The following is a 26,333-nucleotide window of genomic DNA, read 5'->3' on the forward strand; positions in this document are numbered from 1 at the left end:
GTCCTTAACGGTTGATCGGGGTCAGGCGCAGCAAGTGTATCCGCCGGCTGTCGGCGTTGAGAATACGGAACTTGTAGGCGCCGATCTCGGTGGTTTCGTTACGCTTGGGCAGGTGGCCAAAGGCACTCATCACCAGGCCGCCGACGGTGTCGAACTCGTCATCGGAGAACTCGCTGTCGAAGAACTCGTTGAAGTTTTCGATCGGGGTCAGCGCCTTGACCAGGAAGTCACCGCTGGGCAGCGGCTTGATGTAGCTGTCTTCCTCGACATCGTGCTCGTCCTCGATATCGCCAACGATCTGCTCCAGCACATCCTCGATGGTGACCAGGCCGGCCACGCCGCCATATTCGTCGATGACCACGGCCATGTGGTTGTGGTTGGCACGGAACTCGCGCAACAGCACGTTCAGGCGCTTGGACTCGGGCACGAAGGTGGCCGGGCGCAGCAGGTCCTTGATATTGAAGCTGTCGCCGTTCTCTTTGAGGATGAGCGGCAGCAGGTCCTTGGCGAGCAGGATCCCGAGCACATCGTCGTGGCTTTCGCCGATCACCGGGTAGCGCGAGTGCGCGGCGTCGATCACCGCCGGCAGGAATTCGCGCGGCGACTGGCTGGCCTTGATGCTGATCATCTGCGAGCGCGGGACCATGATGTCGCGCACCTGCAGGTCGGCGACCTGGATGGCGCCTTCGACAATGGTCAGCGCCTCGCTGTCCAGCAGTTTGTTCTGATGGGCTTCGCGCAGCAGCTCCAGCAGCTCCTGGCGGTTTTTCGGCTCATGGGCAAAAGCCTGGGTCAGTTTACCCAGCCAGGACTTCTGCCCGTTGCTCGATCGATCTTCGCTCATGGCGGTTCTCGTGATCCTTCGTGTATCAGTATGTGAGGGTGTCGGTTTCATCATCGGCATAGGGGTCGGGGTGACCCAGTTCTGCCAGCAATTCTCGTTCCAGGCCTTCCATCTCCTCGGCTTCCTCATCGTCGATGTGGTCGTAGCCAAGCAGGTGCAGGCAGCCGTGGATGACCAGGTGGGCCCAATGCGCGTTCAGCGCCTTGCCTTGTTCGGCCGCTTCGCGCTCCACCACCGCCCCGCAGATGACCAGGTCGCCCAGTAGTGGGATATCGAGCAGGTCATCGGGTACATCGGCAGGGAACGACAGCACGTTGGTCGCGTAGTCCCTGTGCCGGTAGGTGTGGTTCAGCTCACGGCCTTCGGCTTCGTCGACCAGGCGAATGGTCATTTCCGAGTCGGCGCTGCGCTGGCGCAAGGCCAGCTCACACCAACGGCGGAAGTCATCGTCGCCCGGGGCAGCGGCATCGGTGGCCCGTTGAATGTCGAGTTCAAGCATCTTTGCCGGGTGCCTCAGGCTTGGCCTGGCGGGCATCGAAGCGGTCATAGGCTTCGACGATACGCTGCACCAGTGGATGACGAACCACGTCTTTGGGCTGGAAGTGGGTGAAACTGATACCCGGCACGTCCCGCAATACTTCGATGACGTGTGCCAGGCCCGACTTGGTGCCACGAGGCAGGTCGACCTGGGTGATGTCGCCGGTGATCACCGCGGTAGAGCCGAAGCCAATACGGGTCAGGAACATCTTCATCTGCTCGAGCGTGGTGTTCTGGCTTTCGTCGAGGATGATGAAGCTGTTGTTCAGGGTGCGGCCGCGCATGTATGCCAGCGGGGCGATCTCGATGACCTGGCGCTCGATCAGCTTGGCCACGTGCTCGAAGCCGAGCATTTCGTACAAGGCGTCATACAGCGGGCGCAGGTACGGGTCGATCTTCTGCGCCAGGTCGCCAGGCAGGAAGCCAAGCTTTTCGCCTGCCTCGACCGCCGGGCGTACCAGCAGGATACGGCGCACCTGCTCGCGCTCCAGTGCATCCACGGCGCAGGCCACTGCCAGATACGTCTTGCCGGTACCGGCCGGGCCGATGCCGAAGTTGATGTCGTTGGCGAGGATTTCCTTGACGTAGCGCTGCTGGTTCAGACCGCGCGGGCGAATATTGCCCTTGCGGGTGCGCAGCGACACGCTGACTTCGTTGACGGCCGGGTTGTCGATGTGCTCGACGGCCGACTCCTGCAGGTACAGGTGCACGGTTTCCGGCGACAGGTCAGTGGCCTTGGTCTCACGGTAGAGACGGCGCAGCAGCTGTTCGGCCGCAGAGGTTGTCTTGGGTTCGCCGATCAGTTCGAACTGATTGCCACGGTTGCGGATTTCGATGGCCAGGCGCTGTTCGATCAGGCGCAGGTGCTCGTCGAACTGGCCGCACAAGTTGGCGAAACGGTTGGCCTCGAAAGGTTCGAGGATGAAACGATGGGGTTCTATGGGTGCGTTCAAGGTCGTTTTTAGCCGCTCGACGGCAATGGAGTTGAACTCAAGAATAACCCTTGAATGGCAGTGGCGAAAGCACTGAAACGATCAAGGGTATGTTCGCCCTGCACAAGGCGCGTGTACCCATGCTGGCGTACTGGCGGTCAGGGCAACGGTGAGAACGGCGTGCGCCCTTCGGCGTTCTGCAGTTCCAGCAGGTATTTGCGGAAAATCTGGCCGAGCACCTGGGTGGCATGCTCCAGGTCGTCGCGAGGCATTTGCTCGGTGACTTCGTCGGCCATGTCCAGCGCGTCTTCGGCACCGTTGACCGCGGCCATTTTCAGCAGGATGTACGCCTGCACATTGTTGGCCTTGACCCCTTCGCCATGGAAGAACATGGACCCCAGGCGATACTGGGCATCGGCCTGGCCTTGCAGCGAGGCTTTCTGGAACCAGTCCAGGGCTTTGTTCAGGTTCTTGGGGGTTTGCGTGTAGTAGTACTCGCCCAGTTCGAACTGCGCCTGGGCGTCCCCCGCGCTGGCGGTCTGCTCGCAGGCCTTGAGGGCGTTTGCCAGGTCTTCAGGCTGAACGTTCAAGGTGCAGCGCCCCGTTGCCGGAATGAGCAACGAGTTACCGCCCTCCGCCAGGGCCAGCAGGGGCTGAAGAAGCAACAGGCAGCCCAGGGTCAGGGCGCGGCCGGTGCGGTTCATGGGGATCGACTTACCTCTGCGAAGCTGCGGCCAATGTCTCTGGTGGCACATTATGGGATAAGCAGCGCCAACCTTACAAAGTTTTACTCGAATTTCTGCTTGGTTGGGGAAGTCAGCTGATTGTGCATGAATAATCGTTGCCTGTACCGGCCTCTTTGCGGGTGAGCCCGCGAAGATCCCGGTACAGGCAAAGCATCACTTCAGGGCAGCAAACGCCTTTTCAGCCGCATCCAGGGTGATCTGCAACTCCTTGTCGCCATGGGCGATGGAGGTGAAGCCTGCCTCGAACGCGCTCGGTGCCAGGTACACGCCACCGTCGAGCATCAGGTGGAAGAAGCGCTTGAAGCGCTCGGCATCGCTGGCCATCACGTCATCGAAGGTGACGATATCGTCGGCACCGCTGAAGTACAGGCCGAACATGGCACCGGCCTGGGTGGTGACGAACGGCACCCCGGCGGCATCGGCGCGCTGTTGCAGGCCGTCGAGCATGCGGCTGGTGTAGTCGGTAAGCTCGGCGTGGAAGCCGGGGCGGCTGATCAGCTTCAGGGTGGTCAGGCCGGCGGCCATGGCCAGCGGGTTACCCGACAACGTGCCGGCCTGGTAGACCGGGCCCAGCGGGGCGATGCAGCCCATGATTTCACGCTTGCCGCCGAAGCAGCCAACCGGCATGCCGCCGCCGACGATCTTGCCGAAGGTGGACAGGTCCGGGGTGATGCCGTAATGGCCCTGGGCGCCACCCAGGGAAACGCGGAAGCCAGTCATCACTTCGTCGAAGATCAGCACCACGCCATGCTTGTCGCACTGCTCGCGCAGCCCCTCAAGGAAGCCCGGGGCCGGTGGCACGCAGTTCATGTTGCCGGCCACTGGCTCGACAATGATGCAGGCCACGGTCTGGCCAACTTCGGCCAGGGTCTTCTCGACGGCAGCGATGTCGTTGAACGGCAGGGTCAGGGTGTGCTTGGCGAAGTCGGCTGGCACGCCCGCCGAGCTGGGGACGCCCTGGGTCAGCAGGCCGGAGCCGGCTTTAACCAGCAGGCTGTCCGAGTGACCGTGGTAGCAGCCTTCGAACTTGATGATGGCATCGCGGCCGGTGTAGCCACGGGCCAGGCGGATGGCGCTCATGGTGGCTTCGGTGCCCGAGCTGACCATGCGCACCATTTCCATCGACGGCACGATCGAGCAGACCAGGTCGGCCATTTCGGTTTCCATGGCCGTTGGCGCACCGTAGGACAGCCCGTGCTGCAGCTGCCTGCGCACCGACTCCAGCACCTCGGGGTGGCCGTGGCCGAGGATCATCGGGCCCCAGGAGCCGACGTAATCGACATAGCGCTTGTCGTCCTCGTCAACGACGTAGGCGCCCTCGGCATGCTTGAAGAACAGCGGCGTACCGCCAACGCTCTTGAAAGCGCGGACCGGCGAGTTGACGCCGCCGGGGATGTGCTTCTGGGCTTGGGCGAACAGGGCTTCGGAACGGGACATGGGAATCTCTCGAATCAGGATGCGAACAAGGCGTTGAAGGCGCGGGCGCGGCGGGTAACTTCCTGCGCGCTGTCGGCACCGAACAGGCCGTGGATCACCGCCAGCAGGTCGGCGCCATGGGCGACCAGCGGGGCGGCGTTGTCGAGGGTAATGCCGCCGATCACCGCGATCGGCAGCTTGACCTGGGCGCGAGCCTGCTCCAGCAGCTCGATACTGGCGGCAGGCGCGCCGGGCTTGGTCACGGAGTTGAAGAAGCGGCCGAAGGCCACGTAGCTGGCACCTTCCTTGGCGGCCTGGGCGGCCAGCGTGAGGCTGGCGTGGCAGGTGGAACCGATGATCGCCTGGCGGCCGAGCAGGGCCCGGGCCGGGGTCAGCGGGCCGTCGGTCTGGCCCAGGTGCACGCCGACGCCCAGGCGCGCGGCCAGTTCGGCGTCGTCGTTGATCAGCAGCCGCGTGCCATAGCGCTCGCACAGCTTCATCAGCGCTTCGGCTTCACGCAGCCGGCGCGCTGCGTCGTCGCTTTTGTCGCGGTATTGCAGCAGGCACACGCCGCCTTCCAGCGCCGCTTCGACATAAGACAGGAAACGGCTGGCAAGCAGTTGACTGTCGGTAATGGCATACAGGCCACGTAGCTTCATGGAAGGCCTCGTTTCAAGCGCAGAAGTCCAGGGGCAGGCGGCGCGGCACGTACTGGCCTTTGCCCAGCTGCTCGGCGTCACGGAGGGTGCGCCAGGTGTAGTCGAGGGCGCTGCGTACGGCACTTTCCAGCTGCTCGCCCAAGGCCAGGCGGCCGGCCAGGGCGCTGGCCAGGGTGCACCCCGAGCCGTGGTAGCTGCCTGGCAGGCGCTGGCAGGTCCAGGTGTATTGCTGGCCGTTCTGGGTGTACAGGCGGTTGTGGATTTCGTCTTCGTCGCCGTGCCCGCCGGTAATCAGCAGGTGCTTGCAGAACGGCAAGAGCTTCTCGGCACACGCATCGGCGCTGCCCTCGGGCAGTTCGGCGAGAATGCGCGCTTCAGGCAGGTTTGGCGTGGCGATGGTCGCCAGCGGCAGCAGGCGTTCGCGCAGGGCATAGCCTACTTCATCCTTGCCCAGGCGGCCGCCGCCGCCGGCGCGCAGCACCGGGTCGCAGACCAGCGGCAGGTGCGGGTGGGCGGCCAGCAGCTCGGCCACGGTGTCGACCATGTCGATCGAGCCAAGCATGCCCAGCTTGACCGCGGCAACCGTGGAGTCGGCCAGTACGGCGTTAGCCTGGGCCAGCACCCACTCGCGGTCGAGTACCCGGAAGTCGGAAACATTGACGGTATCCTGCACGGTCAGGGCAGTCACGGCGGGTGCAGCGTGACAGCCTTGGGCGAGCAGGGCTTCGATATCTGCCTGCAGGCCGGCGCCGCCACTTGGGTCGTGGCCGGAGAGACAGAGGACAACGGGGCGGGAGCTGTAGGTATTCATGGTCGGCGAGCTTACCACCAAACCTGTTTGGGAGAATCGTCCGACAAACCGGATTTACTGATCGAATGGTCAGCTTATGGCTTGCAACTTCCATCAAACTATTGATTTAGAAGCCTTTGTTCGCGTTTTGGCATGGCAGATTGCCAGCGGTTACAGCTATGCTAGAGTGCTTGGATAACTCGACAAACGGACTCTGCTGGATCACGTCGTCTCAAACGGATGGGAGGCAACCGCGACGCGACTGCACAGACCAGGCTGGGGCTGTATGCGCTATTTGCTGATTGTGCTTCTGGGGATGCTGCCCGTGCTGGCCGGCGCAGTCGATTTCGACGAGGCTACCCGGCACCTGCCGCTGGGCAAGGTCATGCAGGTTTATGAGGACCCGGATGGCAGTAGCAGCATCGCCCAAGTCAGCGCCCCGGACTTCGCCAGGTACTTCCGCCCCCACCCAGATGAGGTGCTGAACGCCGGTTATTCCACTTCGGTGTTCTGGCTCAAGGTCGAGTTGCGCCCGGTTGCGGCGCCCGGTGCTGCGCCCCGGCAGTGGCTGCTGGAACTGGCCTACCCGCCCCTGGATCATCTGGAGCTGTACCTGGCCGATGGCAATGGCGGCTACCGCCTGGCCCAGCGCACCGGCGATGCCTTGCCCTACGACAGCCGGCAAGTGCGCCAGAGCAATTATCTGTTCGAACTGCAGCTGCCGCCCGGCCAGGTGACTACCGCTTACCTGCGGCTGCACAGCCAGGGCTCGGTGCAGGCGCCGCTGGCGCTATGGGCCCCCGAGGCCTACATCGAGGCGCAACCGACCCGCCTGTATGTGCTGGGCATGATTTATGGCGTGCTGCTGGTGATGCTGGTGTACAACCTGTTCATCTACCTCAGCGTGCGCGACGTCAGCTACCTCTACTACATCCTCTATATCGCCTCGTTCGGCCTTTACCAGGTGTCGGTGAATGGCGCCGGTGTTGCCTACTTCTGGCCAGACAGTCCCTGGTGGGCGAATGCCGCGACACCGCTGAGCATCGGTGCTGCCGCGCTGTTCGCCTGCCAGTTCGCCCGCCACTTCCTGCAGCTTGGCAGTATCAGCCGGGGCTTCGATCGGCTATTGCAGCTGTTGATGCTGGGGGGCGTGGCGGTCATGGTGCTGGCCGTGAGCATGACCTATGGGGTGGCGCTGCGCATGGCCACCCTGCTGGCGCTGCTGTTCACCGTCAGCGTGTTCAGCGCCGGGCTGTATGCCTGGTGGCGCGGGTTGCGCCTGGCGCGTTGGTTCATCATTGCCTGGACGGCGTTCCTGCTTGGTGGCCTGGTGAACACCCTGATGGTGCTGGGCTACCTGCCGAACGTGTTCATCACCATGTATGCCAGCCAGCTGGGTTCGGCACTGGAGGTGGCGCTGCTGTCGCTGGCGCTGGCCGACCGCATCAACATCCTGCGCGAGCAGCAGGCGCAGGTCTTGCGTGAAACCGGCCGTACGCTGGAACAACTGAATCTGCAGTTGGCCAGGAGCAACCGGTTGAAGGACGAATTTCTGGCCAGTGTGACCCATGAACTGCGCACGCCGATGAACGGGGTGATTGGCTCGCTGGAGTTGATGCATACCTTGCCGATGGAAGGCGAGATGGCCCAGTACCACCGTACAGCGGTCGGTTCGGCGCAAGGCATGATGGACATGGTCGATGCCATCCTTACGCTGTCCGAGCTGCAAGCGGGGCGCCTGCGGGCGCAGCCGGCGCCGTTCAGCCTGCGTACTTTGTTGCAGAGCCTGCGCGCCGGTTATGCCGGCCAGGCATTGGCCAAGGGCCTGTACCTGAGCCTGGATATCCCGGCCGATTTGCCGGATGGGTTACTGGGTGACGGGCCCAAGCTGGCGCGTTGCCTGGGATGCCTGGTGGATAACGGGTTGAAGTTCACCCATCAGGGCGGCGTGGTGATCCAGGTGCGCGGGCGCCGGGTGGGGCCGGATGACATGGCGCTGACCTTCACTGTCAGCGACAGCGGTATCGGCTTCGATGACCTGGACCAGGCGACGTTGTATCAGCGGTTCTTCCAGGTAGATGGCTCGATGACCCGCCGCTATGGCGGGTTGGGGATCGGGCTGTCGATCTGCCGGCAGATGGGCGAGTTGCTGGGGGCGCGGTTGGCGCATGAGTCGACGCGCGGGTTGGGGAGCCGGTTTGAGTTGAGTTTGAATATGGCGGTTTCGCAGGGGCAGGTGCCGGTGGGTATCTTGCAGAAGCGTCGTTCGGTTTGAGGGGGGGCGGCGCTCGATCTCGCAGGCGCTGCATCTACACCCCATGCCCCCACCACCACACCTTTAGTCACGAATGCCACTTTGCCAACCCCGCAGGCAGTGCTTCACTGGGTTTTTCAAGCCTACCCGGATCCAGGAGCCCCCGATGAACCTGCACCAGTACGCTGAAACCCACGAAGTTACCAACCAGCCACCGTCGCTAGACGGTGCCAACCTTTACCGCCTCGACCTGCCACTCCAGGAGTGGTCGCGGCGTTTCGGCGCGGGCTGGGCGCAGTCGCGGATCGATGCCTACGGCGCCCTGGCCGGGGGGCCGCTGATGCAGGCTGGCTTTCTGGCCAACGCCCACAAACCCGAATTCAGCAGCCACGACCGCTACGGCCATCGCATCGACCTGGTCGAGTTCCATCCGGCCTACCACGAACTGATGCGCACCGCGATCGAGCACGGCCTGCCGTCGCTGCCATGGGCCGAGCCGCGCCCCGGGGCGCATGTGGCACGGGCATCCATGACCTACCTGCACAGCCAGGCCGAAGCCGGCAGCGGCTGCCCGTTGACCATGACCTTCGCCGCCGTGCCAGCCCTGCGCTTGCAACCCGAGCTGGCCGAGTACTGGCTACCGAAAATCCTCGCCTGCGAGTATGACCCGCGCAATGTCGGCGACCGGCACAAGGCCGGTGTCACCCTGGGTATGGCCATGACCGAAAAACAGGGCGGCACCGATGTGCGGGCCAACACCACCCGGGCCTACCCGGTCGGGGCGCCGGGCCCGGGTCAGGCCTACGAGCTGGTCGGCCACAAGTGGTTCTGTTCGGCGCCGATGTGCGATGCCTTCCTTACCCTGGCACAAACCGAAAAGGGGCTGAGTTGTTTCCTGCTGCCGCGCCACCGCCCGGATGACAGCCGCAACCAGTTCTATATCCAGCGCCTGAAGAACAAGCTGGGCAACAGCTCGAACGCCTCCAGCGAGGTGGAGTTTCGCGGGGCGTTGGCGTGGATGATCGGCGAAGAAGGCCGTGGTGTGCCGACCATCATCGAAATGGTCGCCATGACCCGCTTCGATTGCATGGTCGGCTCCAGTGCGCTGATGCGCCAGGCGCTGACCCAGGCTACCCACCACTGCGCGTACCGCAAGGTCGGTGGGCGCGTGTTGAATGAGCAGCCGCTGATGCAGAACGTGCTTGCCGACCTGGCCCTGGAGAGCGAGGCTGCGCTCGCCCTCAGCCTGCGCATGGGGCAGGCGCTGGAGCAGCTCGAAGACCCGCAGCAGGCGCACTTCGCCCGCCTGGTGACGGCAGTGGGCAAGTACTGGATCTGCAAGCGTGCGCCGGCCATGATCAACGAAGCCGCCGAATGCCTGGGCGGTGCCGGTTATGTGGAAGACAGCATCCTGCCCCGGCTGTACCGCGAAGCACCGGTGAACTCGACGTGGGAAGGCTCGGGCAATGTGCAGTGCCTGGATGTGCTGCGGGCCTTGTCCAAGGAACCGGGGGTGCTCGATGCCTTGTTCGCCGAGCTGGGCGATGGGCATGGCGACCCACGTTTGGCGGCGCATATCGGCAACCTCAAGGGGGCGTTTGCCGATACTGGCGACATGCAGTACCGCGCGCGGCAGTTGACCGAGGACATTGCCCTGGCGTTGCAGGCCAAGCTGTTGCTGGAGGCGGGCAATGCGTTGGTGAGTGATGCGTTCATTGGCAGCCGGTTGGCGGGCGGCGGCCGGGTGTATGGGGCGTTGCCGCGCGGTGTGGATGTGCAGGCATTGGTGGCGCGGGCGACGCCAGCCTGGGCGAATTGATTCGGCTTGTTCGCGGGCATGCCCGCTCCCAAGATCTTCATGGATGTCCCGGGCGGTGCCGTACCTGTGGGAGCGGGCGCGCCCGCGAAGAATCCAGCACCGATCAATGGGGATGTATTTAGCCAAGAAGGCAGGCAAGATGGTTCACATGCATGTCCAGACAGGAAGCACAGTGTGAGCCACGCTTTTGTAGTCGTTGATACCCCCGAACAGGCCGTCGATCGTCTGGCGGCCCTGCATGAACAAGCCACCGGTGCCCTAAGCCTTGCGCTCAAGCGTTATCTGAAAGACCGCACCGAACCCGACGCCGAGCAGCGCGACCTGTTCCGCTACCCGGCCCTGCGCCTGACCTACTACAGCCATGGCGAAGTCGCCGCCACCACGCGCGCCTATGCCAAGGTGCAGGTGGCCGGCACCTACAGCGTCACTGTCACCCAGCCCGCGGCGTTCCGTGGTTATCTGCTAGAGCAGCTGCGCCCGCTGATGCACGACTACACCGTTACCGTAGAAGTGGGCGTCAGCGAACAGAATATCCCTTACCCCTATGTGGTCGACCAGGGTGACGAACTGGCCGGCAGCGGCATCACCGCCGCGCAGTTGGCGCGGGTGTTCCCCAGCACCGACCTGTCGGCCGCCACCGACAATATCGCCGACGGCCTGTACGACTGGGATCATGCCGACGTGTTGCCGCTGGCACTGTTCGATGCCGCACGCGTCGACTTCTCGCTGCGCCGCCTGGTGCATTACACCGGCAGCGACTGGCGCCACATGCAGCCGTGGATCCTGCTGACCAACTACCACCGCTATGTCGACCAGTTCATCAGCCATGGCCTGGAGCAGTTGCGTGACGACCCGCGTTTCGTGCGCATGGTGCTGCCGGGCAACGTGGCCATCGAAAAGGGCATGGACCATGGCGAAGCCCAGGCGCTGGTTGCCAGCGTGGTCTGGCACCGTTACCAGATGCCGGCCTACCACCTGATCGCCGCCGACGGTGACGGCATCACCTTGGTCAACATCGGCGTCGGCCCGTCGAATGCGAAGAACATCACCGACCATCTGGCGGTGTTGCGCCCGCATTGCTGGTTGATGATTGGCCACTGCGGCGGCCTGCGCCAGTCGCAGACCATTGGCGACTATGTTCTGGCACACGCCTACATGCGCCGCGACGGCATTCTCGACCGCGTGGTGCCGCCGAACATTCCGATCCCGGCCCTGGCCGAAGTGCAGTTGGCGCTGCAGGAAGCGGCTGCGCAAGTGACCGGAGAGCGTGGCGAACAGTTGAAGAAGCGCCTGCGCACCGGCACCGTGCTGACCTACGATGACCGTAACTGGGAGCTGCGCTGGGCCCAGGAGCGGCCGCTGATCAACCTTTCACGTGCCGTGGCGGTAGATATGGAAAGCGGCACCATTGCCGCCCAGGGCTACCGCTTGCGGGTACCGTACGGCACCTTGCTGTGCGTGTCCGACAAACCGCTGCACAGCGAGATCAAGCTGCCAGGTTCGGCCAACGCCTTCTATAACCGGGCGGTCAGCCAGCACCTGAAGATCGGCATTGCCGCCCTCGACCTGCTGCGCACCGAGCTCAACTCGTTGCACTCGCGTAAACTGCGCAGCTTCGATGAGCCGCCGTTCCGCTGAGGATCCATGTCACTGCCACCCCGTAACAAGCCGCGCCGCCCCCAGGCGCGGCCTGCCGCCGGCCCGCGTCGCCAGGCCAAGGCGCCGCCGGCCGAGCCCCGCCTGATCCTGTTCAACAAACCGTTCGACGTGCTGACCCAGTTCAGTGACGGCGAAGGGCGGGCGACGCTCAAGGACTTCATCGACATCCCGGGCGTATACCCGGCCGGGCGGCTGGACCGTGACAGTGAAGGCTTGCTGTTGCTGACCAACGATGGCGGGCTACAAGCGCGGATTGCCGACCCTAAGCACAAGCTGGCCAAGACCTACTGGGTGCAGGTGGAAGGTGAGCCGAGCGACGAGCAGTTGCAGCGTTTGCGTGACGGCGTGGAACTGAACGATGGGCCGACCTTGCCGGCCGAGGCGCGGCGCCTGGCCGAGCCCGCGTTGTGGCCGCGCAACCCGCCGGTGCGTTTTCGCAAGAGCGTGCCGACCAGCTGGCTGGAGCTGGTGATTCGTGAAGGGCGTAACCGCCAGGTGCGGCGCATGACGACAGCGGTGGGGTTGCCGACCTTGCGCCTGGTGCGGGTACGCATTGGTGACTGGGCGCTGGAGGGGTTGGAGCAGGGGTGCTGGCGGGAGGTTCCGGCAAAATTGCAGCGCTAGTGGGGGCCGCTTTGCGGCCCATCGCGACACAAGGCCGCTCCTACAGAACCGCGCAAAACCATGCCTTGGGTCGCGATCCCCGCTTTGTGCGACCCCTGTAGGAGCGGCCTTGTGTCGCGATGGAGCGCAAAGCGCTCCCCGCATTCCCAAGCCCTAAACCCCTTCAAGAAACCCCACCACCACGCTCTTGATGATAAAGGCCAGCACCCCCAGCCCCAGCACGAAGAACAGGATCAGCGTACCGAACTTGCCCGCCTTGGACTTTTTCGCCAGGTCCCAGACGATGAAACCCATGAAACCGATCAGCACGGTAACCAGGATGATCATCATCCACTCTTCGAATACGGCGGGATCCATCGGTGTTCTCCAGGCAGTTTGAGCGCTCGAGTATACGCCCGCAGGCGCGGGCAATTACCGAAGGTGGGTCAATGGCAGCTCGGTGCTGGCCAGCACCTGGTTCAGCACGAAACTCGAACGCACGCTGGTGACGCCTTCGATGCGGGTCAGGCTGCCGAGCAGCAGTTTCTGATAGTGGTCCATGTCGGCCACCACCACCTTCAACTGGTAGTCGGCATCCATGCCGGTGACCAGGCTGCATTCCAATACCTGTGGCAGGTTGCGGATAGCGGCCTCGAAGGTCTCGAAGCGCTCCGGCGTGTGCCGGTCCATGCCGATCAGCACGTAGGCGGTCAGGCTCAGACCCAGCTTCTTGCGGTCGAGCAGGGCGACCTGGCGGGAGATGTAGCCGTCGTCCTCCAGCTGCTTGACCCGACGCGAGCATGGCGAAGGCGACAAGCCGATGCGCTCGGCCAATTCCTGGTTGGAAATGCGCGCATCGCGCTGCAATTCGGCGAGGATGCTCAGGTCATAGCGGTCGAGTTTGCTCATGGCATTTGCCTTTTCTGTTCGGATTGCGGCGAATTATCATTCCAGGGTGAAAAATTGCGCAAGTACTATTTATATGAGCAATCTTCGCAATCCGCTGCTGCCAGCTGTCCGGTATCTTTATCAACAGAATCACTGCCCGGACATCAGTCCACGGCGACGCGCCCTAGGCGGGCGGTCGCGGCCAGCCATCCAACCGGATCCGCAGGCCCCCGGGCTACACAGCTTCCAGAAGACGCTGTGAGGTGAGCCGGCGCCACAAGTGCCGAGCACGGACGACAATTCCTGAAGGGAGGCCCTGCGGCCTCCCTTTTTTCATGTCGGTAATTTTAATAGGCCGGTCTGAAGAGCACGGTAGACTGGCTGCCTGCTGCAGTTTACCTACCGAGAGGAATACCATGACGTCGCGCATCTGGCAGTTGGCAGGTGTTGGTTTGCTGGGGTTGGGCATCAGCCTTGGAGCGCTGGCCGAAGGGCCCGGCGACCCTGGGCCCGGTCGGCCGCTGAACGCCCGCGACGAAGTGCGCCAGACCCAGCCGCCCCGGCAGGGCTACTACCAGGATATTCCCCGCCGCCATGGCAATGGCTGGGGGCCGGGGCCGCAGTACCGCCCTGGGCACACGGTCGATCGTTTCCCTGACCGCTACTGGACAGTGCCCTATCGCGGCCATGACTACTTCTACTCCGGCGGTTACTGGTACCGCCCGCATGGCGGCAATTACATCGTGGTCACCCCGCCTTATGGGGTGCGGGTCAATTACCTGCCGCCGTATGCACGGGAAGTGTGGGTGGGTGGGGCGTTGTTCTTCCTGGTTGCCGATACCTACTACCAGTACCTGGCAGACAGCCAGGAATATGTGGTGGTCAACCCGCCGGCAGTGGCGCCGCCGCCCGCGCCGCCACCGCCGGTTGCGGGCGGCTATGACGTGGGTGGCGTACCCGATGTATGGCCAAGGCCCGGAGCAACAGGAGCAGGACCGTTACCAGTGCCACCGCTGGGCGGTCAGCCAGTCAGGCTTCGACCCCGCCACCGCGACTTACGCGCCGCCGCCGAATGTGCTCAGCAATTACCAACGCGCACTGGGGGCCTGCTTCAGCGGCCGAGGGTACAGCGTCAACTGACCCTCGCGCAGGTTCAGACCGGGTCGGCATGCACCATCACATCCGCTTGCGGATAACGCTGGCGGATCACCCGCGAGGCCTCCACGCACAGCTCATGGGCATCATGCAGCGGCAACTGCCCGGGCAAATCCAGGTGCAGTTGTACGAACCACTGGTTGCCCGACAGCCGCGTACGCAGGTCGTGCACGCCTTTGACCCCGGGAATGGCCAACACCAGCGCGGCCATTTCCTCGCCCACATCGCCGGGCAGCTCCTTGTCCATCAGGATGGCGATACTCTCGCGCGCGATCTGCAGCGCGCTCCACAGGATGTAGAGGGCAATGCCCAGGCCGAACAGCGCATCCAGCTGCGGCCAGCCGAAACGGGCCAGTAACAGCGCCAGCAGGATGCTGCTATTGAGCAGCAGGTCCGAACGGTAGTGCAGCGAGTCGGCGCGGATCGCCGTGGAGCCGGTCAGGCGGATGACCTTGTACTGGAAGGCCAGCAGGGCGACCGTCAGCACCAGTGACAGCAGCATCACTGCGATACCAATGCTGGTATCACCCAAGGGTTGTGGCGTATGCAGGCGCTCGACCGCCTGCACGCCGATCAATACGGCACTGACGCCGATGAACAGCGCCTGCGCCATGCCGGCCAGGGCTTCGGCTTTGCCATGCCCGAAGCGGTGGTCGTCATCAGCCGGGCGCAGGGCGTAGTGCACGGCCAGCAGGTTGAGGAACGAGGCGACGGCGTCCAGTGCCGAGTCGGTGAGCCCGGCCAGCAGGCTGACCGAGCCGCTCAGCCACCAGGCCAGCGCCTTGCTCACTACCAGGATGCCGGCCACCGCCACCGAGGCGCGGGTGGCCAGGCGCAACAGGCGCTGGTGTTCAGCCGGGGTGGTTATCATCCGTGGTCAGGTCCTTGTGGTTCAGGCTGCTGGCACCAGGCCAAGGCTGGCCAATTGCTCGACACTGCCGCGGTGCTGGATAAGCCGCGGGTCGTCAAGCGGCAGGCGCTGGCCCAGTTCGGTTTCAAGAATGGCCTGCAGTTTCAGGTTGTCGACCTTGCCATCCGGGCTGACGGCCTGTTGCAGTTTTGCCGGGTCGACCTGGGCGGTGTGGCCGCCTGGGTAGTAGATGGCGCCGGTGGCGAAGTCGATGCCGAAGGCGATCAGCCCGGGGATCACGTAGAAGAGGATGCCGATAGCGTCCATGGCGGCAACCACCGGGTCGATCTTGCCACCGATCTGGCCGCGACGGTCCGGGTAGAAAATGGTGCCGCAGGCGGTCAGTTGGGTCAGCAGGGTAACCACGAGTGCGCCACCGATGGCGCGGGTTGGGATGCGCATGACAATCTCCGAAAGGGTATTCAGCAGGGCAAGCGAAGCGCCTGCGCCAGATGCTAAGACCATGATAGGGCAGGCTGGGTTCGCCGTTATACTCGCCAGACTGTTCGAGGACCACCATGATTTCATTACCCATTGATGCGGCCTTGCCCGCTTTGCGCCAAGCCTTGCAAACCCGCGACGAAGCGGTGCTCGAGGCGCCCCGGGGGCGGGCAAGACCGCCCGTGTGCCGCTGGCGTTGTTGCACGAGCCATGGCTGGCCGGGCAGACCATTCTCATGCTGGAACCCCGGCGCCTGGCCGCCCGCGCCGCGGCCGAGCGGCTGGCCAGTGAGCTGGGTGAGCAGGTTGGGCAAACCGTGGGCTACCGCATCCGCCTGGACAGCAAGGTAGGCCCCGGCACCCGTATCGAAGTGGTCACCGAAGGTATTCTTACCCGCCGCCTGCAAGCCGACCCGGCACTGGAAGGGGTGGGCTTGCTGATTTTCGACGAATACCACGTTTTGCCACAATCCCCGGAAACGCATATTTCTTGTCAAACCAAGATTTGAGCCTTGCTGCCCTTTCTTTGCTCTGCTCCTCATCGAGCACCTAAGTGGTGTATCAGGTGATGCAGTCAAGCTGAGCCCGACCCTGCAGCTTTTCCATTCCAGACCAACCCTCGGCGAGGGTCTTTAATCCCACCTCCGGTAGGTGCCACGGGAGGTTCTTCATTGCCGCACGAGCGCTGCTCCGCTCCAGCAACCTCTCACGAAGCCAATGCCTAGCCAGCCTTCATCCCATGGAATAGCAATGAGGTGATTCGCCGGACATTGCTGTTGTGTTCCTCGCGATCTGGATCCGTCGCTTTGACTAGCCTCATCAGCTGGACATGGGAATAGTCGTTCAAGAGGAACGCGGCCAACTCGACGTCCAGATCCGCCCTGAGCTTGCCTGCCTCCTGAAGCGCCCTGAGCACATTTGCAATCTCTCCCTGCAGCTTGTGGTTCATTTGATGGTACGAGTCAGGCAGCCCGACTCCACCGCTCAGCACCAGTGGCAGCAGCTCAGCCCAAATGGGGGCAGGTAAGACTTTGAGGCTGTAGCTGATCAGAAGCGATTCCAGGTGGCACAGCAGATCCACCGGGTCTTCGAACTGGTGCATGACCTCCCGCAGGTCGAGCACTGCGCGCTGATCAGCCTCCTGAAGCAACCCCAGCAGGATCTCCTGCTTGCTCGGGTAGTACTTGAAAACGGTAGGTGACGACACCCCGGCGAGCTTCGCTATCTGGTCAATAGACGTCTGCGCATACCCCTGATCTCTGAACAATTCGATGGCCGCCTCGGAGATGGCCTGGCGGCGCAGCTCCATCTGTCGTTCACGTAATCCACTCACTTGCGCTATCCGGTTGTCCACAGTCGAATGCAGCCTACCAGAGAAGGTGATCCCAATAAAATGTTTTAGTTGACTAAAGTTTTTGTTCGTAATAAATCTTTAGGGCATCTGCACGAACCGCAGAGTCATTTTTCGGGACAGCGTCATGAACGATAACAAGATTGATCATCTGGCCGAGCAGTACCGTAAGGCCAAGCAAGCGGTCATCAGCGGTGGACTTTCAGTCTCTCTGATGCAAGGGTTCCCAGCCACTCCAGATGCCCGGGTGACCTGGGATAACTGGATGCGTCCACCCTACAACCGCTGGGCTTTCAGAAATCTTGCACGCCTGCGCCCAACCATCGATGTCAAAGCTGGGAACGGTGCTCCCAGTGAGTGGAAATGTGCTCCCGGATCACTGGGTGGCTTGGCGTTCGAAAGCGTGATCGGCGAGTCGGTGACGGTTGCTGAGCACCTGCAGGCGAGCAAAACCGACGCCTTCATCGTGGTGCGTAACGGCGAGGTTATGCACGAGGAGTACTTCAATGGTCAGCAGCGCAGCGACCGGCACATCATGTTCTCCGTTACCAAATCGTTGATCGGCATGATCGGTGAAGACTTAGTGTCGTCGGGCATTTTGAACCCGGAGGCTCTGGCCAAGACCTATGTTCCTGAGTTTGGCGACGGTGCCTTCGCAGACGCAACCGTGCAGCAACTGTTCGACATGGCGGTAGGCATCGACTACAGCGAGGTCTATGACGATCCTGCTTCGGAAAGCTCTCAATATGGCTACGCCTGCGGATTTCAGCCGGCGCCGACTGAGTTTTCGCGCTATGAGTCGCTGTACCAGTACATCCCCTCGTTGCGAAAATTGGGTGAGCACGGTGGGTTTTTCCACTACGTGACTGCAACGACTGAGGCGTTAGCGTGGGTGATGGAGCGAGCAAGCGGTCTGTCTTGTTCGGAGCATCTTGAGCGCGTGTGGGGCAAGCTCAGCTGCGAGCGCGATGGCTATTTTATGGCTGACCCTTGGGGGCGCAGTGTGGCTGGTGCCGGCTTCAACGCGACCTTGCGTGACATGGCCCGCTTTGGTCAGTTGATTCTCGATGGCGGCAACCGCAATGGTGAACAGCTCATTTCTCAGAGCGCGATCGAGCGAGTGCTTCGTGGCGCTGACCCTGCTATCTACGCTGCGAACGAAGAGTTCTCCGAGTGGACGCCGGGGGCGTCGTATCGCAGCCAGTGGTATGTCTTCAACGACCACAGTCAAGCCATCATGGCAGGTGGTATCCATGGGCAGTACCTGTTTGTGGATATTCCCTCTAGGACAGTAATCGTCAAGCAATCCTCCCTACCTGAAGCTGTTACCGACCTAGATGCGGATAGCGTGCGGATGCTACGCGCTATTGCAATGCATTTGAGTGTTTAAAAAATAATTAAAGGATGCGGTCGCATCCTCCTGCTTTAGCAGGTTTCGGCGGCATGATTTGCCGCCCAACTGCCCTGTAATACAAAAACAATGCACAGGAGCATCACATGTACCGCACCCCGCGTAATGCCGGAGTATTGCTAGCGCTCGGCCTCGTTTCAGTGAGTCCGTTCACATGGGCCGGTTACAAGTTTGAAGATGGTGATTTAAGTGGAGAGTTTTCATTCTCTGCGGGTGGCTCTACTATCACCGCTCGGAACATTAACTTCGGGGCCGGGGTCAAGGATCTTCGTAGCGGTAAGGATCGTGGTACAAAAACGACTTGGCAAGAAATTTATGTCAAGCCCAAGGTTGCATTTGATTATAAGTTGAATCCTGATCTGAGCTTATTGGCGGGTGGCTCAGTGGTTGCCGCAAGCACCTTTGGGGATGGTGATGCTGGCGGCAACACGCGCAGCTCCGATGGCAGCGCTTCTGTCGAAGAGGCTTACGCAGGCTTCCGGGCTGGGAATTGGAAATTCACGGCTGGCCGTCAGGACTACATGATTGGTACCGGCTTCATCGTCATGGATGGCAACCTTGATACCTTCGGGGACGGCGCGTACTGGCTTGGCCCGCGCACGGCGTTTCGCGATTCTGCTTTGTTGGCCTGGGATGGTGGAGCTGCTCAGGTACAAGCTTTCAGTTTGGCCACCGATGATCATCTGGGCGATTTCCGGATGAATGGGGTCAACCTGGATTATGATGTGGGCGGTGCAGTCGTTCTTGGGGCAACTGCTATGAAGGTCGATGCGCTTGAGGGCCATACCCCTGCACGAGCTGCCCGTGACGGTATGCAGGTCTATAACGTGCGGGCTCTCAAGGCCATTCACCCGGCTCTGCCCGCTCTGGAACTCAATGGCGAATACGCAGTCCAGCGAGGGAATGGTGACGGCGTTGACTACGACGCCAACGCTTGGTATGCCGAGGCGGATTACACGTTTGATATGCTTCCCTTCGCGCCTGTGCTTGGATACCGTTACACGCACTTTTCGGGTGACTCCGATCTAACTGATAATCGCCAAAAAGCCTGGGATCCTTTAAGTAAAGGGTTTATCGACTGGGGTACCTGGTTGCTCGGTGACGTCGTCGGAAACTATCTCCTGTTCAACACCAACCAGAATGTTCATCAGTTTTCAATCAAGAACCACCTCACTGAAAACCTGACGTTTGGTGTCATCCACTACCAATTCTCGCTTGACGAAAAGAACTATCAAGGAACCCCGGTTGACAAGCGTAGATTTGCGGATGAGACGGCAGTGTACTTAGATTGGACGCCAACGCCTCGCCTTTATACGTCCCTTTCGTATAACTGGGTAAATGCAAAATCCGCTGCAAAACAAGTTTTCGGGGATGACGAGCGTTTCAGTGCGCTTGAACTCTATTTTACGTATCGCTACTGAGTTCAATCAGGCATTATCAATTGCGAGGTGTCGTTCATGAAGCAGGCTTTTTTGCGCAGCGTGTTTGGCGTCGCTGCACTGGCCGTCAGTTCTCTGGCTTGGGCTCAGCCTACCGTCAGGATCTACAACTGGATTGAGTATCTACCACCGCAGGTTCTGAAGGACTTTGAGCAGGAGACAGGCATACGTCCAATTTACGATGTGTTCGATAGCGTTGAAATCCTTGAGTCAAAGTTGTTGACCGGTAACTCGGGCTATGACGTAGTCTTTCCTGGAAGCTCGAACATTGGAAAGCTCATCCAGGCTAAAGCGCTAGAGCCACTTGATCGTGCGCAGCTACCGAACTGGAGTCATTTGGATGAGTCCGCGATGAAAAACCTCGAAGCAGTGGGGGATACGGGGAACCAATATGCCGTTCCGTACCTGCTTGGAACTACGATCATCGGCTACAACGTGGACATGGTTCAGAAGGCGCTCGGCAAAGACGCAGACATGGGTTCGTGGGACGCCATATTCAAACCTGAAAATATTTCCAAGCTCGCCACGTGCGGTGTTGGTTTCCTGGATGCTGCGACAGAGATCATTCCGATTGCCTTGCATTACCAAGGCCTCGATCCAAACAGTCAAAAGGCCAGTGATTACAAGCAGGCCGAGCAGGCAGTTCTGAAAATTCGCCCATATGTGAGCTATTTCAACTCGTCCAGGTATGGCATGGATCTGGCCAACGGGGATATCTGCGCAGCCGTTGGGTGGTCGGGCGGCTTTACTTTGGCCAAGCAACTTGCCAACGTTGCCGGAAAAGGGGTCAAGATCAAGATGGTTGTCCCCAAGGAGGGCGCACCTACCTGGTCAGATGTCATCGCCATTCCTCTGAACGCACCGAATGCTAAGGAGGCTCATGCTTTCATAAACTACATCCTCCGCCCTGATGTGATTGCCAAAATCAGCAATAAGATCGGTTACCAAAATCCAAACAAGGACGCGACTGCTCTGGTAGATGAATCCTTGCGAAACGATCCTACGATCTACATTCCTGAAGCGGAGCGTTCTAACTTGTACGTTCTTGAACCGATACCGTCATCCATCGAGCGCGTACGGACTCGAACCTGGACGTCGATCAAGAGCAATCGATGATTCGGATTGCACGAGAGGAAGTAATGGAAAAGTCCGAGCACGAATCTGTGAGCGTACCTGATTTAGAGTGGGTCATGACCTTGAAGGTTGATATCTCTGTGCATGAGAACTTGGGAGAGTGTTGCGAAGGTTGGCGCAGCAACTACCCGATCACGGGGGGTACCTTTGAAAGCCTGGGTTTTCGTGGGCGTGTTTTGCCTGGGGGAAGTGACCAGTATCTTGAGCGAAGGGACGGCGTAGGGGAGCTGGATGCCCGGTACAGCCTGTTAACGGATGCCGGAGAACTCATCAATATCCACAACACAGGCCGCCTGCTTCTCGACGAGGAAGGACGACGCTTGAGCGCGGAAGGCGTGTGGCCATTGAAGCAAGAGCGCTATCGCTGTACCTGCACACCGGTCTTCCAGGTGGCTAATGGGCCTTTGAGCTGGTTGCGAGATCACGTGTTTATTGGCCATGTCAGCTATCCCGCTGAAGGGCAAGTTCACATTGCCTGTTACCGTTTAGCGTAACAGGCGTCGTCGACATAGGCTGGTCTTATGTATTGAGGCCCACCCTGGTCGTCCGCCAAGCGGCGACCAGCAGGATCTAACAAAAATATGAATACACAATCAGACAACGTCTTGCGCGCAGCCTGCATTCTCATTGCGGCAGGATCCATTCTTGCCGTAGGCATTCAACCGATTTTCATCGGCCTCTTAGTCGAGCGCCTGGGGTTAACGCTCGCTCAGCAAAGCAGCGTCATGTCAGCCGAAATGTGTGGTTCGATTTTTGGCACGTTGGCATGCGTTCCGATCATGCGCCGGTTTAGTGTTCGCACTACGGCACTCTTGGCTGCATCCGCGTTACTCGTAAGCAATCTATTCACTGCTCAGGTTTCTGATGTTTCGATGTTGATGGCGGCTCGTGTCGTTGCCGGAATAGGATCGGGGATCCTGTACGCCTATTCCATTTTCGGCCTCGGAGGGTTGCGCGACCCTGATCGCTCCTATGGGGTGCTGCTGTTCATGCAAACAGCGCTTTTTGCTTTCTCGGCTGCGACAGTACCGCTGATTGCAGGGCGTCTGGGTTTCGGGTGGGCAATCAATTACCTGTCGATCTGGTTCGCCTTGATCTGCTTCGCGTGCATGTTTTTGCCTCGGACAACCGCTCCCAAGCCCAAAAATACAACCGACGCGAATGCGAAGAGTCTTTCGGTCGTTGGGGTGTTCTCCCTTATCGGGATGGTCTTGCTCCAAGTGTCCATCTATTCGCTTTGGGGGTTCGTAGAGGGCATAGGCACTGACGCGGGAATCGGGGCCGTGGAGATCGGTTGGGCCTTGAGCGTCGGTTTGCTGGGTGGTTTGCCCGGAGCCGCATTGCCAAGCCTTCTGGGCAAGAAGCTCGGGCGAGTGCCGATGATTCTTACGGGCTCGACGATCGTATTGGCGGCCATCGTCATGTTTGCAACCGCCATCAGAAGTGCCGTTGATCTGGGGATCGCCGTGTTTCTTATGAACGTTGGCTGGAACCTTGCGCTGTCGTACTACATGTCGTCTGTCGTCGCCCATGATCCAACGGGTCGGCTCACTCGCATGGTGGGGAGCCTGCAAGTCATCTCTGCCGCTGCAGCGCCAACGATTTTGATGGTGCTCATCGGTAACCAAGGTCGGCAGGAGATTTTTACCCTATCGGCGGGCTCGGTGTTGCTGGGCGGTCTATCGATGGCGGTGATGCTGGTACTCAACCGCAGGCGCAAGACCGAAGCTGATTTTGCTATTCAGTAAGGCTGTAGGAATGTCATCCCCCTTTGGGCGGTGGGCGCAGATCCACTCATGATTAGGGCTAATTGACCTTTAGATCAACTACCTCTATCGGCGCACCCGCCTGAACATGATTCCGGGAGGCAAGGCAGGGCCTCGTTACCTCAGGGAATACTCGATCCTTCGAAAGGGGCAGGTGGTCACTCCGGATGAGCGTGAGGGCATCCTGAAGGCCTGGCTGGATGAGGAGATCAAGACCGCAAGCTACCTCCGCTCAGCCTCGCCGAGCGTTGGCAGGACGATGCATGGGCGTCTGCACAGATCTGCAGCCGTTCTGACCGGCTATCAATCACGCAGATCACGGCCATTCGCGAGCTATCCGTCAGTCATCCGGTTGATGAAATAGCACATCGCACTGGCGCCACAATTTCTCAAGTCCAGCGTGTGATTGCCCGCAAATCCTACTCCCGCGTCATTTGAGTATTGGCTCAGCTCCGGCCTCCTTGAGGCGATCAACCTTTGTATACTGCCTGTATGTCGTAGGAGTACACATGAGTTCGTTGCCGATCAATGCCGCGTTGCCGGCTCTTCTAAAAGCCCTTCAAGAGCGAGATGAAGTGGTGCTCCAAGCACCGCCTGGCGCCGGTAAAACGACGCGCGTTCCCCTCGCGCTGCTCGATGAGTCCTGGCTTCAAGGGCAGACAATCATCATGCTCGAACCTCGCCGCCTTGCGGCGCGCGCTGCTGCGGAGCGCATGGCGAGTGAGCTGGGTGAGAAGGTCGGCGAAACCGTGGGCTATCGCATTCGTCTCGACAGCAAGGTAGGCCCGCGTACGCGCATCGAGGTAGTTACTGAAGGTATCCTGACGCGCCGCCTGCAAAGCGATCCTGCGCTTGAGGGCGTGGGTCTTGTGATCTTCGACGAGTTCCATCTGCGAAACCTGGATGCCGATCTCGCGTTGGCATTGACGCTAAATGGACGTGAGCTGTTCCGGGACGATGCTCCGCTGAAAGTACTGCTGATGTCGGCAACCCTTGAGGGCGAGCGGCTGTCACGCTTGCTGGATTACGCACCGATCGTGTCCAGCGAAGGGCGGATGTACCCGGTGTCGACGATCTGGAGCAGGCCGCAGCAGCCCGGTGAGTACCTCGAACCCCGGGCCATCAGTGCGTGCCTTGATGCTCTCGACGAGCAGACAGGCAGCTTGCTTGTATTCCTGCCAGGGCAGGCTGAGATCCGTCGTGTTCAAGCAGGGCTGGAAGACGCTTTAAGAGCCTCGCCATCTTTGCAGCAGAACACACTCCTATGCCCGCTGCATGGTGAACTCGATCTGAATGAGCAGCGTGCGGCGATCGATCCCGCCCCACCTGGGAAGCGCAAAGTGGTGCTGGCAACCAACATCGCCGAGACCAGTATCACCATTGATGGTGTGCGCGTAGTCATCGATACAGGCCTTGAGCGGGTTCCGCGCTTCGACCCACGAAGTGGGATGACGAGGCTGGATACTCAGCGGATATCCAAAGCCAGCGCAACCCAGCGTGCAGGTCGTGCAGGCCGGGTTGAGCCAGGGGTGTGTTATCGCCTGTGGTCTGAGGCCCAGCATGAGCAGATGGCTGGATTCAGTGCCCCCGAAATTCAGCAAGCCGACCTCACAGGCTTGGCGCTGCAACTCGCTAAATGGGGTGCAGAATCGGGTGACCTACGATGGCTTGATGCGCCGCCTTCAGCGGCATTTTCACAAGCGAATGACCTGCTCCGCCGCCTTGGCGCGCTGCAACAAGATGGGCAGTTGACCAAGCATGGCCAAGCGATGGCAGAGCTGCCCAGTCATCCACGCATTGCACATCTGTTGTTGCGTGGCCATGAGCTGGGCCTCACTGAGACAGCGTGCAACATTGCAGCCCTGCTCGGCGAGCGAGATATACAGCGTGGCAGCGGCGCAGATTTGCACAGTCGGCTGGCCATTCTTTCAGGGGAGCAAAGGGCTCAGCGATCAGAGCAAGCCGGCGCCCAACGAGCGAAGCAATTGGCGAAGCAGTACCGTTCATACATGCGCGGCTCAGCATCGCAACCCGTCGCTGATCCTGATCACCCTCAATGGGTGGGCTGCCTCTTGGCACTCGCCTATCCCGATCGTGTTGCGCAACAGCGCCGAGCTGGAGGGGCTGAGTATCGGTTGGCGAATGGTCGAGCAGCGATGTTTACAGAAGCTGATGCGCTGATGAAACATCCGTGGTTGGTCATTGCTGATTTGGGCAGTCGGCAGGGCCAGCGCGAAGAACGGATCTACCTGGCTGCCGATTTGGACGAAGCGTTGTTCGACACTGTCCTGAAAGAGCAGGTCACCCAGGTGGATGAGCTCGATTGGGATGAGCGAGAGGGCGTCCTTTGTGCTGAGCGGCAGGTGAAAGTGGGGGAGTTGATCCTGGCTCGCGCACCCCTGGCCAACCTCGACGATGACGCCCGTGTTCAGGCCCTGCTCAACTACGTTCGCCGCAAAGGCCTGGAGCTTTTGCCGTGGACACCAGAGCTACGTCAGTGGCAGGCGCGAGTTGAGTTGCTGCGCATTCTGGATGAAGAGGCAGGTAGCCCAAGTGAGTGGCCTGATCTTCGTACTGAAGCCCTGCTGGTGTCGCTTGAGGTGTGGTTAGGCCCGTATGTGGGAAAGGTCACCCGGCTAAGCCATTTCGGTCAGCTGGACTTATCCTCCATGCTCCGCAATTTGCTGCCTTGGCCTTTGCCGCAGCAGCTCGATGCACAGGCACCTCAGACGATTCCAGTCCCCTCAGGTTCGAATATTCGCATCGATTACAGTGAACGTCCCCCGGTGCTTGCTGTAAGACTGCAGGAGCTGTTCGGGCAGGCTGATACACCACGCATTGCAAATGGACGACAGGTGCTCAAGCTGCATCTGCTATCGCCGGCACGCCGTCCGGTTCAGGTTACCCAAGACCTTGCGAATTTCTGGAAGTCCACTTACGGCGATGTGAAGAAAGACTTGAAGGGGAGGTACCCGAAGCATTTTTGGCCGGATGATCCACTGATCGCTCAAGCGACTGCGCGTGCCAAGCCCAGAGGCACATGATCGACAGGAGGCGCGCAGGGGCGGAAGGCATTTTGCCAAACTGAGGATTCAGAGCGCTTCCAAGGGCAGCATGAAACTGCCCTATTTTATGCGCTCACTGCAAAGCGCCGCGTACTTTGTACTACTGGTGCGCTTAGCCTCGCTTCGTCGTAATTGGGGATATGTCGCCCACACCGCAAATATCTTCTCGTCAAGAAAGCTACCCAAGGTTCGAGACGCCCGTGAGATTTTACGAGGTGAGCTCTAGAGTGTCAATGGTGGGTCTGAAGCGAACGTGCGGCTGGCGGATAGGCTGTCAATGTCTGCCGTAATCGACCGGCAGATAGTCAATCTTTGGAAGCAACATTGACAGTCAATGCCGTTTTTGTCTGAACTGGCTGACGCCCGTATGTTTCGGGGGCTACACGTTGTCAATCAATCAGGGAGGTAGGTGATAGAAAAGACTACTGGCCAGACGACCCACTGGTGGCGGAGGCCACGGCCCGGGCGAAGCCGCGCGGCACCTGAAGGCGGCGCAGTGCCCCTGCACGTGCGCA

The 26,333-nt window shown here is 60.7% G+C and carries 22 protein-coding genes and 2 pseudogenes; 12 read left to right on the forward strand and 12 right to left on the reverse strand.

The features are described from left to right. Positions 1–4: 4 nt before the first annotated feature. The 7 genes from B3361_RS15115 to B3361_RS15145 all read right to left on the reverse strand — a co-directional run bounded on the left by B3361_RS15115 (position 5) and on the right by B3361_RS15145 (position 5,945). Positions 5–844, reverse strand: a complete 840-nt coding sequence (locus B3361_RS15115; protein WP_009685396.1) for an HlyC/CorC family transporter — start codon at positions 842–844, stop codon at positions 5–7. A gap of 25 nt (positions 845–869) precedes the next feature. Continuing rightward, positions 870–1,343, reverse strand: coding sequence for an rRNA maturation RNase YbeY (ybeY, locus tag B3361_RS15120; protein ID WP_054905916.1), 474 nt, complete (start codon positions 1,341–1,343; stop codon positions 870–872). After that, positions 1,336–2,334, reverse strand: a complete 999-nt coding sequence (locus B3361_RS15125; protein WP_009685398.1) for a PhoH family protein — start codon at positions 2,332–2,334, stop codon at positions 1,336–1,338. The genes ybeY and B3361_RS15125 overlap by 8 nt, the downstream gene beginning before the upstream one ends. Positions 2,335–2,471: 137 nt before the next feature. Beyond that, complete coding sequence (locus tag B3361_RS15130) at positions 2,472–3,017, reverse strand: tetratricopeptide repeat protein (protein WP_054905917.1); 546 nt, start codon at positions 3,015–3,017, stop codon at positions 2,472–2,474. A 195-nt stretch (positions 3,018–3,212) separates the two neighbouring features. After that, the gene (gene hemL, locus B3361_RS15135) at positions 3,213–4,496 is read right to left on the reverse strand and encodes a glutamate-1-semialdehyde 2,1-aminomutase (RefSeq protein ID WP_009685400.1); all 1,284 of its coding nucleotides are present in this window, start codon (positions 4,494–4,496) and stop codon (positions 3,213–3,215) included. Positions 4,497–4,510: 14 nt separating this feature from the next. Next, positions 4,511–5,134, reverse strand: a complete 624-nt coding sequence (gene thiE, locus B3361_RS15140) for a thiamine phosphate synthase (RefSeq protein WP_054905919.1) — start codon at positions 5,132–5,134, stop codon at positions 4,511–4,513. 13 nt (positions 5,135–5,147) lie between these two features. Then, the gene (locus B3361_RS15145; RefSeq protein WP_029884760.1) at positions 5,148–5,945 is read right to left on the reverse strand and encodes a hydroxymethylpyrimidine/phosphomethylpyrimidine kinase; all 798 of its coding nucleotides are present in this window, start codon (positions 5,943–5,945) and stop codon (positions 5,148–5,150) included. A 265-nt stretch (positions 5,946–6,210) separates the two neighbouring features. On the opposite strand from B3361_RS15145, the gene B3361_RS15150 reads away from it, so the two are divergent. The 4 genes from B3361_RS15150 to B3361_RS15165 all read left to right on the forward strand — a co-directional run bounded on the left by B3361_RS15150 (position 6,211) and on the right by B3361_RS15165 (position 12,280). Next, positions 6,211–8,199 carry a sensor histidine kinase gene (locus B3361_RS15150; protein WP_054905920.1) on the forward strand — a complete coding sequence of 663 codons (1,989 nt, stop codon included), beginning with the start codon at positions 6,211–6,213 and terminating at the stop codon, positions 8,197–8,199. A 145-nt stretch (positions 8,200–8,344) separates the two neighbouring features. Next, positions 8,345–9,997: an acyl-CoA dehydrogenase family protein gene (locus B3361_RS15155; protein ID WP_054905921.1), complete on the forward strand. Its 1,653-nt coding sequence runs from the start codon at positions 8,345–8,347 to the stop codon at positions 9,995–9,997. Positions 9,998–10,171: 174 nt separating this feature from the next. Next, entirely contained in the window at positions 10,172–11,635 is a 1,464-nt protein-coding gene (gene amn, locus B3361_RS15160) for an AMP nucleosidase (RefSeq protein ID WP_009685408.1), read from the forward strand. Between the two features lie 6 nt (positions 11,636–11,641). Further along, positions 11,642–12,280, forward strand: coding sequence for a pseudouridine synthase (locus B3361_RS15165; protein ID WP_286920269.1), 639 nt, complete (start codon positions 11,642–11,644; stop codon positions 12,278–12,280). Positions 12,281–12,433: 153 nt separating this feature from the next. Here the strand turns inward: B3361_RS15165 and B3361_RS15170 are convergent, their stop codons facing one another. Then, positions 12,434–12,637: a DUF2788 domain-containing protein gene (locus B3361_RS15170; protein WP_003249787.1), complete on the reverse strand. Its 204-nt coding sequence runs from the start codon at positions 12,635–12,637 to the stop codon at positions 12,434–12,436. Between the two features lie 54 nt (positions 12,638–12,691). Beyond that, the gene (locus B3361_RS15175) at positions 12,692–13,168 is read right to left on the reverse strand and encodes an Lrp/AsnC family transcriptional regulator (RefSeq protein ID WP_054905923.1); all 477 of its coding nucleotides are present in this window, start codon (positions 13,166–13,168) and stop codon (positions 12,692–12,694) included. 395 nt (positions 13,169–13,563) lie between these two features. On the opposite strand from B3361_RS15175, the pseudogene B3361_RS15180 reads away from it, so the two are divergent. After that, positions 13,564–14,287, forward strand: a pseudogene (locus tag B3361_RS15180) (DUF6515 family protein). A 13-nt stretch (positions 14,288–14,300) separates the two neighbouring features. Here the strand turns inward: B3361_RS15180 and B3361_RS15185 are convergent. Together B3361_RS15185 and B3361_RS15190 are read right to left on the reverse strand one after the other, a co-directional pair. Next, entirely contained in the window at positions 14,301–15,173 is an 873-nt protein-coding gene (locus tag B3361_RS15185; RefSeq protein WP_054905925.1) for a cation diffusion facilitator family transporter, read from the reverse strand. Positions 15,174–15,194: 21 nt separating this feature from the next. After that, positions 15,195–15,614, reverse strand: a complete 420-nt coding sequence (locus B3361_RS15190; RefSeq protein WP_009685412.1) for a hypothetical protein — start codon at positions 15,612–15,614, stop codon at positions 15,195–15,197. Positions 15,615–15,730: 116 nt separating this feature from the next. On the opposite strand from B3361_RS15190, the pseudogene B3361_RS15195 reads away from it, so the two are divergent. After that, positions 15,731–16,110: pseudogene (locus tag B3361_RS15195) on the forward strand (DEAD/DEAH box helicase); the annotation flags it as partial. 263 nt (positions 16,111–16,373) lie between these two features. Here the strand turns inward: B3361_RS15195 and B3361_RS15200 are convergent. Further along, on the reverse strand, positions 16,374–16,985 hold the full coding sequence (locus tag B3361_RS15200) for a TetR/AcrR family transcriptional regulator (RefSeq protein WP_033690910.1): 612 nt from the start codon (positions 16,983–16,985) through the stop codon (positions 16,374–16,376). Positions 16,986–17,130: 145 nt separating this feature from the next. Here B3361_RS15200 and B3361_RS15205 point away from each other — a divergent pair, with 145 nt between their 5' ends. The 6 genes from B3361_RS15205 (at position 17,131) to hrpB (ending at position 25,797) form a co-directional block, all read left to right on the forward strand. After that, the gene (locus B3361_RS15205) at positions 17,131–18,393 is read left to right on the forward strand and encodes a serine hydrolase domain-containing protein (protein ID WP_054906083.1); all 1,263 of its coding nucleotides are present in this window, start codon (positions 17,131–17,133) and stop codon (positions 18,391–18,393) included. A gap of 107 nt (positions 18,394–18,500) precedes the next feature. Continuing rightward, positions 18,501–19,835, forward strand: coding sequence for a hypothetical protein (locus tag B3361_RS15210; RefSeq protein ID WP_054906082.1), 1,335 nt, complete (start codon positions 18,501–18,503; stop codon positions 19,833–19,835). Between the two features lie 36 nt (positions 19,836–19,871). Beyond that, positions 19,872–20,969, forward strand: coding sequence for a polyamine ABC transporter substrate-binding protein (locus B3361_RS15215; protein ID WP_054906081.1), 1,098 nt, complete (start codon positions 19,872–19,874; stop codon positions 20,967–20,969). A gap of 23 nt (positions 20,970–20,992) precedes the next feature. After that, the gene (locus tag B3361_RS15220; RefSeq protein WP_238783908.1) at positions 20,993–21,481 is read left to right on the forward strand and encodes a DUF3237 domain-containing protein; all 489 of its coding nucleotides are present in this window, start codon (positions 20,993–20,995) and stop codon (positions 21,479–21,481) included. Positions 21,482–21,568: 87 nt separating this feature from the next. Beyond that, positions 21,569–22,735 (forward strand): MFS transporter, encoded by a 1,167-nt coding sequence (locus B3361_RS15225; protein WP_009685420.1) that lies wholly within the window; start codon positions 21,569–21,571, stop codon positions 22,733–22,735. Between the two features lie 527 nt (positions 22,736–23,262). Continuing rightward, complete coding sequence (hrpB, locus tag B3361_RS15230; RefSeq protein ID WP_054906079.1) at positions 23,263–25,797, forward strand: ATP-dependent helicase HrpB; 2,535 nt, start codon at positions 23,263–23,265, stop codon at positions 25,795–25,797. Positions 25,798–26,333 lie beyond the last annotated feature (536 nt).

It is taken from the genome of Pseudomonas sp. UBA6699, assembly GCF_002454615.1.
GTDB lineage: Bacteria > Pseudomonadota > Gammaproteobacteria > Pseudomonadales > Pseudomonadaceae > Aquipseudomonas > Aquipseudomonas juntendi.

Coding starts and splice junctions, on each gene's coding strand:
- B3361_RS15165 (WP_286920269.1), top strand. CDS start 11,642: ATGTCACTGCCACCCCGTAACAAGCCGCGCCGCCCCCAGGCGCGGCCT.
- B3361_RS15170 (WP_003249787.1), bottom strand. CDS start 12,637: ATGGATCCCGCCGTATTCGAAGAGTGGATGATGATCATCCTGGTTACC.
- hemL (WP_009685400.1), bottom strand. CDS start 4,496: ATGTCCCGTTCCGAAGCCCTGTTCGCCCAAGCCCAGAAGCACATCCCC.
- B3361_RS15190 (WP_009685412.1), bottom strand. CDS start 15,614: ATGCGCATCCCAACCCGCGCCATCGGTGGCGCACTCGTGGTTACCCTG.
- B3361_RS15130 (WP_054905917.1), bottom strand. CDS start 3,017: ATGAACCGCACCGGCCGCGCCCTGACCCTGGGCTGCCTGTTGCTTCTT.
- B3361_RS15205 (WP_054906083.1), top strand. CDS start 17,131: ATGAACGATAACAAGATTGATCATCTGGCCGAGCAGTACCGTAAGGCC.
- ybeY (WP_054905916.1), bottom strand. CDS start 1,343: ATGCTTGAACTCGACATTCAACGGGCCACCGATGCCGCTGCCCCGGGC.
- thiE (WP_054905919.1), bottom strand. CDS start 5,134: ATGAAGCTACGTGGCCTGTATGCCATTACCGACAGTCAACTGCTTGCC.
- B3361_RS15225 (WP_009685420.1), top strand. CDS start 21,569: ATGAATACACAATCAGACAACGTCTTGCGCGCAGCCTGCATTCTCATT.
- B3361_RS15150 (WP_054905920.1), top strand. CDS start 6,211: ATGCGCTATTTGCTGATTGTGCTTCTGGGGATGCTGCCCGTGCTGGCC.
- B3361_RS15175 (WP_054905923.1), bottom strand. CDS start 13,168: ATGAGCAAACTCGACCGCTATGACCTGAGCATCCTCGCCGAATTGCAG.
- B3361_RS15185 (WP_054905925.1), bottom strand. CDS start 15,173: ATGATAACCACCCCGGCTGAACACCAGCGCCTGTTGCGCCTGGCCACC.
- B3361_RS15210 (WP_054906082.1), top strand. CDS start 18,501: ATGTACCGCACCCCGCGTAATGCCGGAGTATTGCTAGCGCTCGGCCTC.
- hrpB (WP_054906079.1), top strand. CDS start 23,263: ATGAGTTCGTTGCCGATCAATGCCGCGTTGCCGGCTCTTCTAAAAGCC.
- B3361_RS15155 (WP_054905921.1), top strand. CDS start 8,345: ATGAACCTGCACCAGTACGCTGAAACCCACGAAGTTACCAACCAGCCA.
- B3361_RS15115 (WP_009685396.1), bottom strand. CDS start 844: ATGAGCGAAGATCGATCGAGCAACGGGCAGAAGTCCTGGCTGGGTAAA.
- B3361_RS15145 (WP_029884760.1), bottom strand. CDS start 5,945: ATGAATACCTACAGCTCCCGCCCCGTTGTCCTCTGTCTCTCCGGCCAC.
- B3361_RS15215 (WP_054906081.1), top strand. CDS start 19,872: ATGAAGCAGGCTTTTTTGCGCAGCGTGTTTGGCGTCGCTGCACTGGCC.
- B3361_RS15220 (WP_238783908.1), top strand. CDS start 20,993: ATGGAAAAGTCCGAGCACGAATCTGTGAGCGTACCTGATTTAGAGTGG.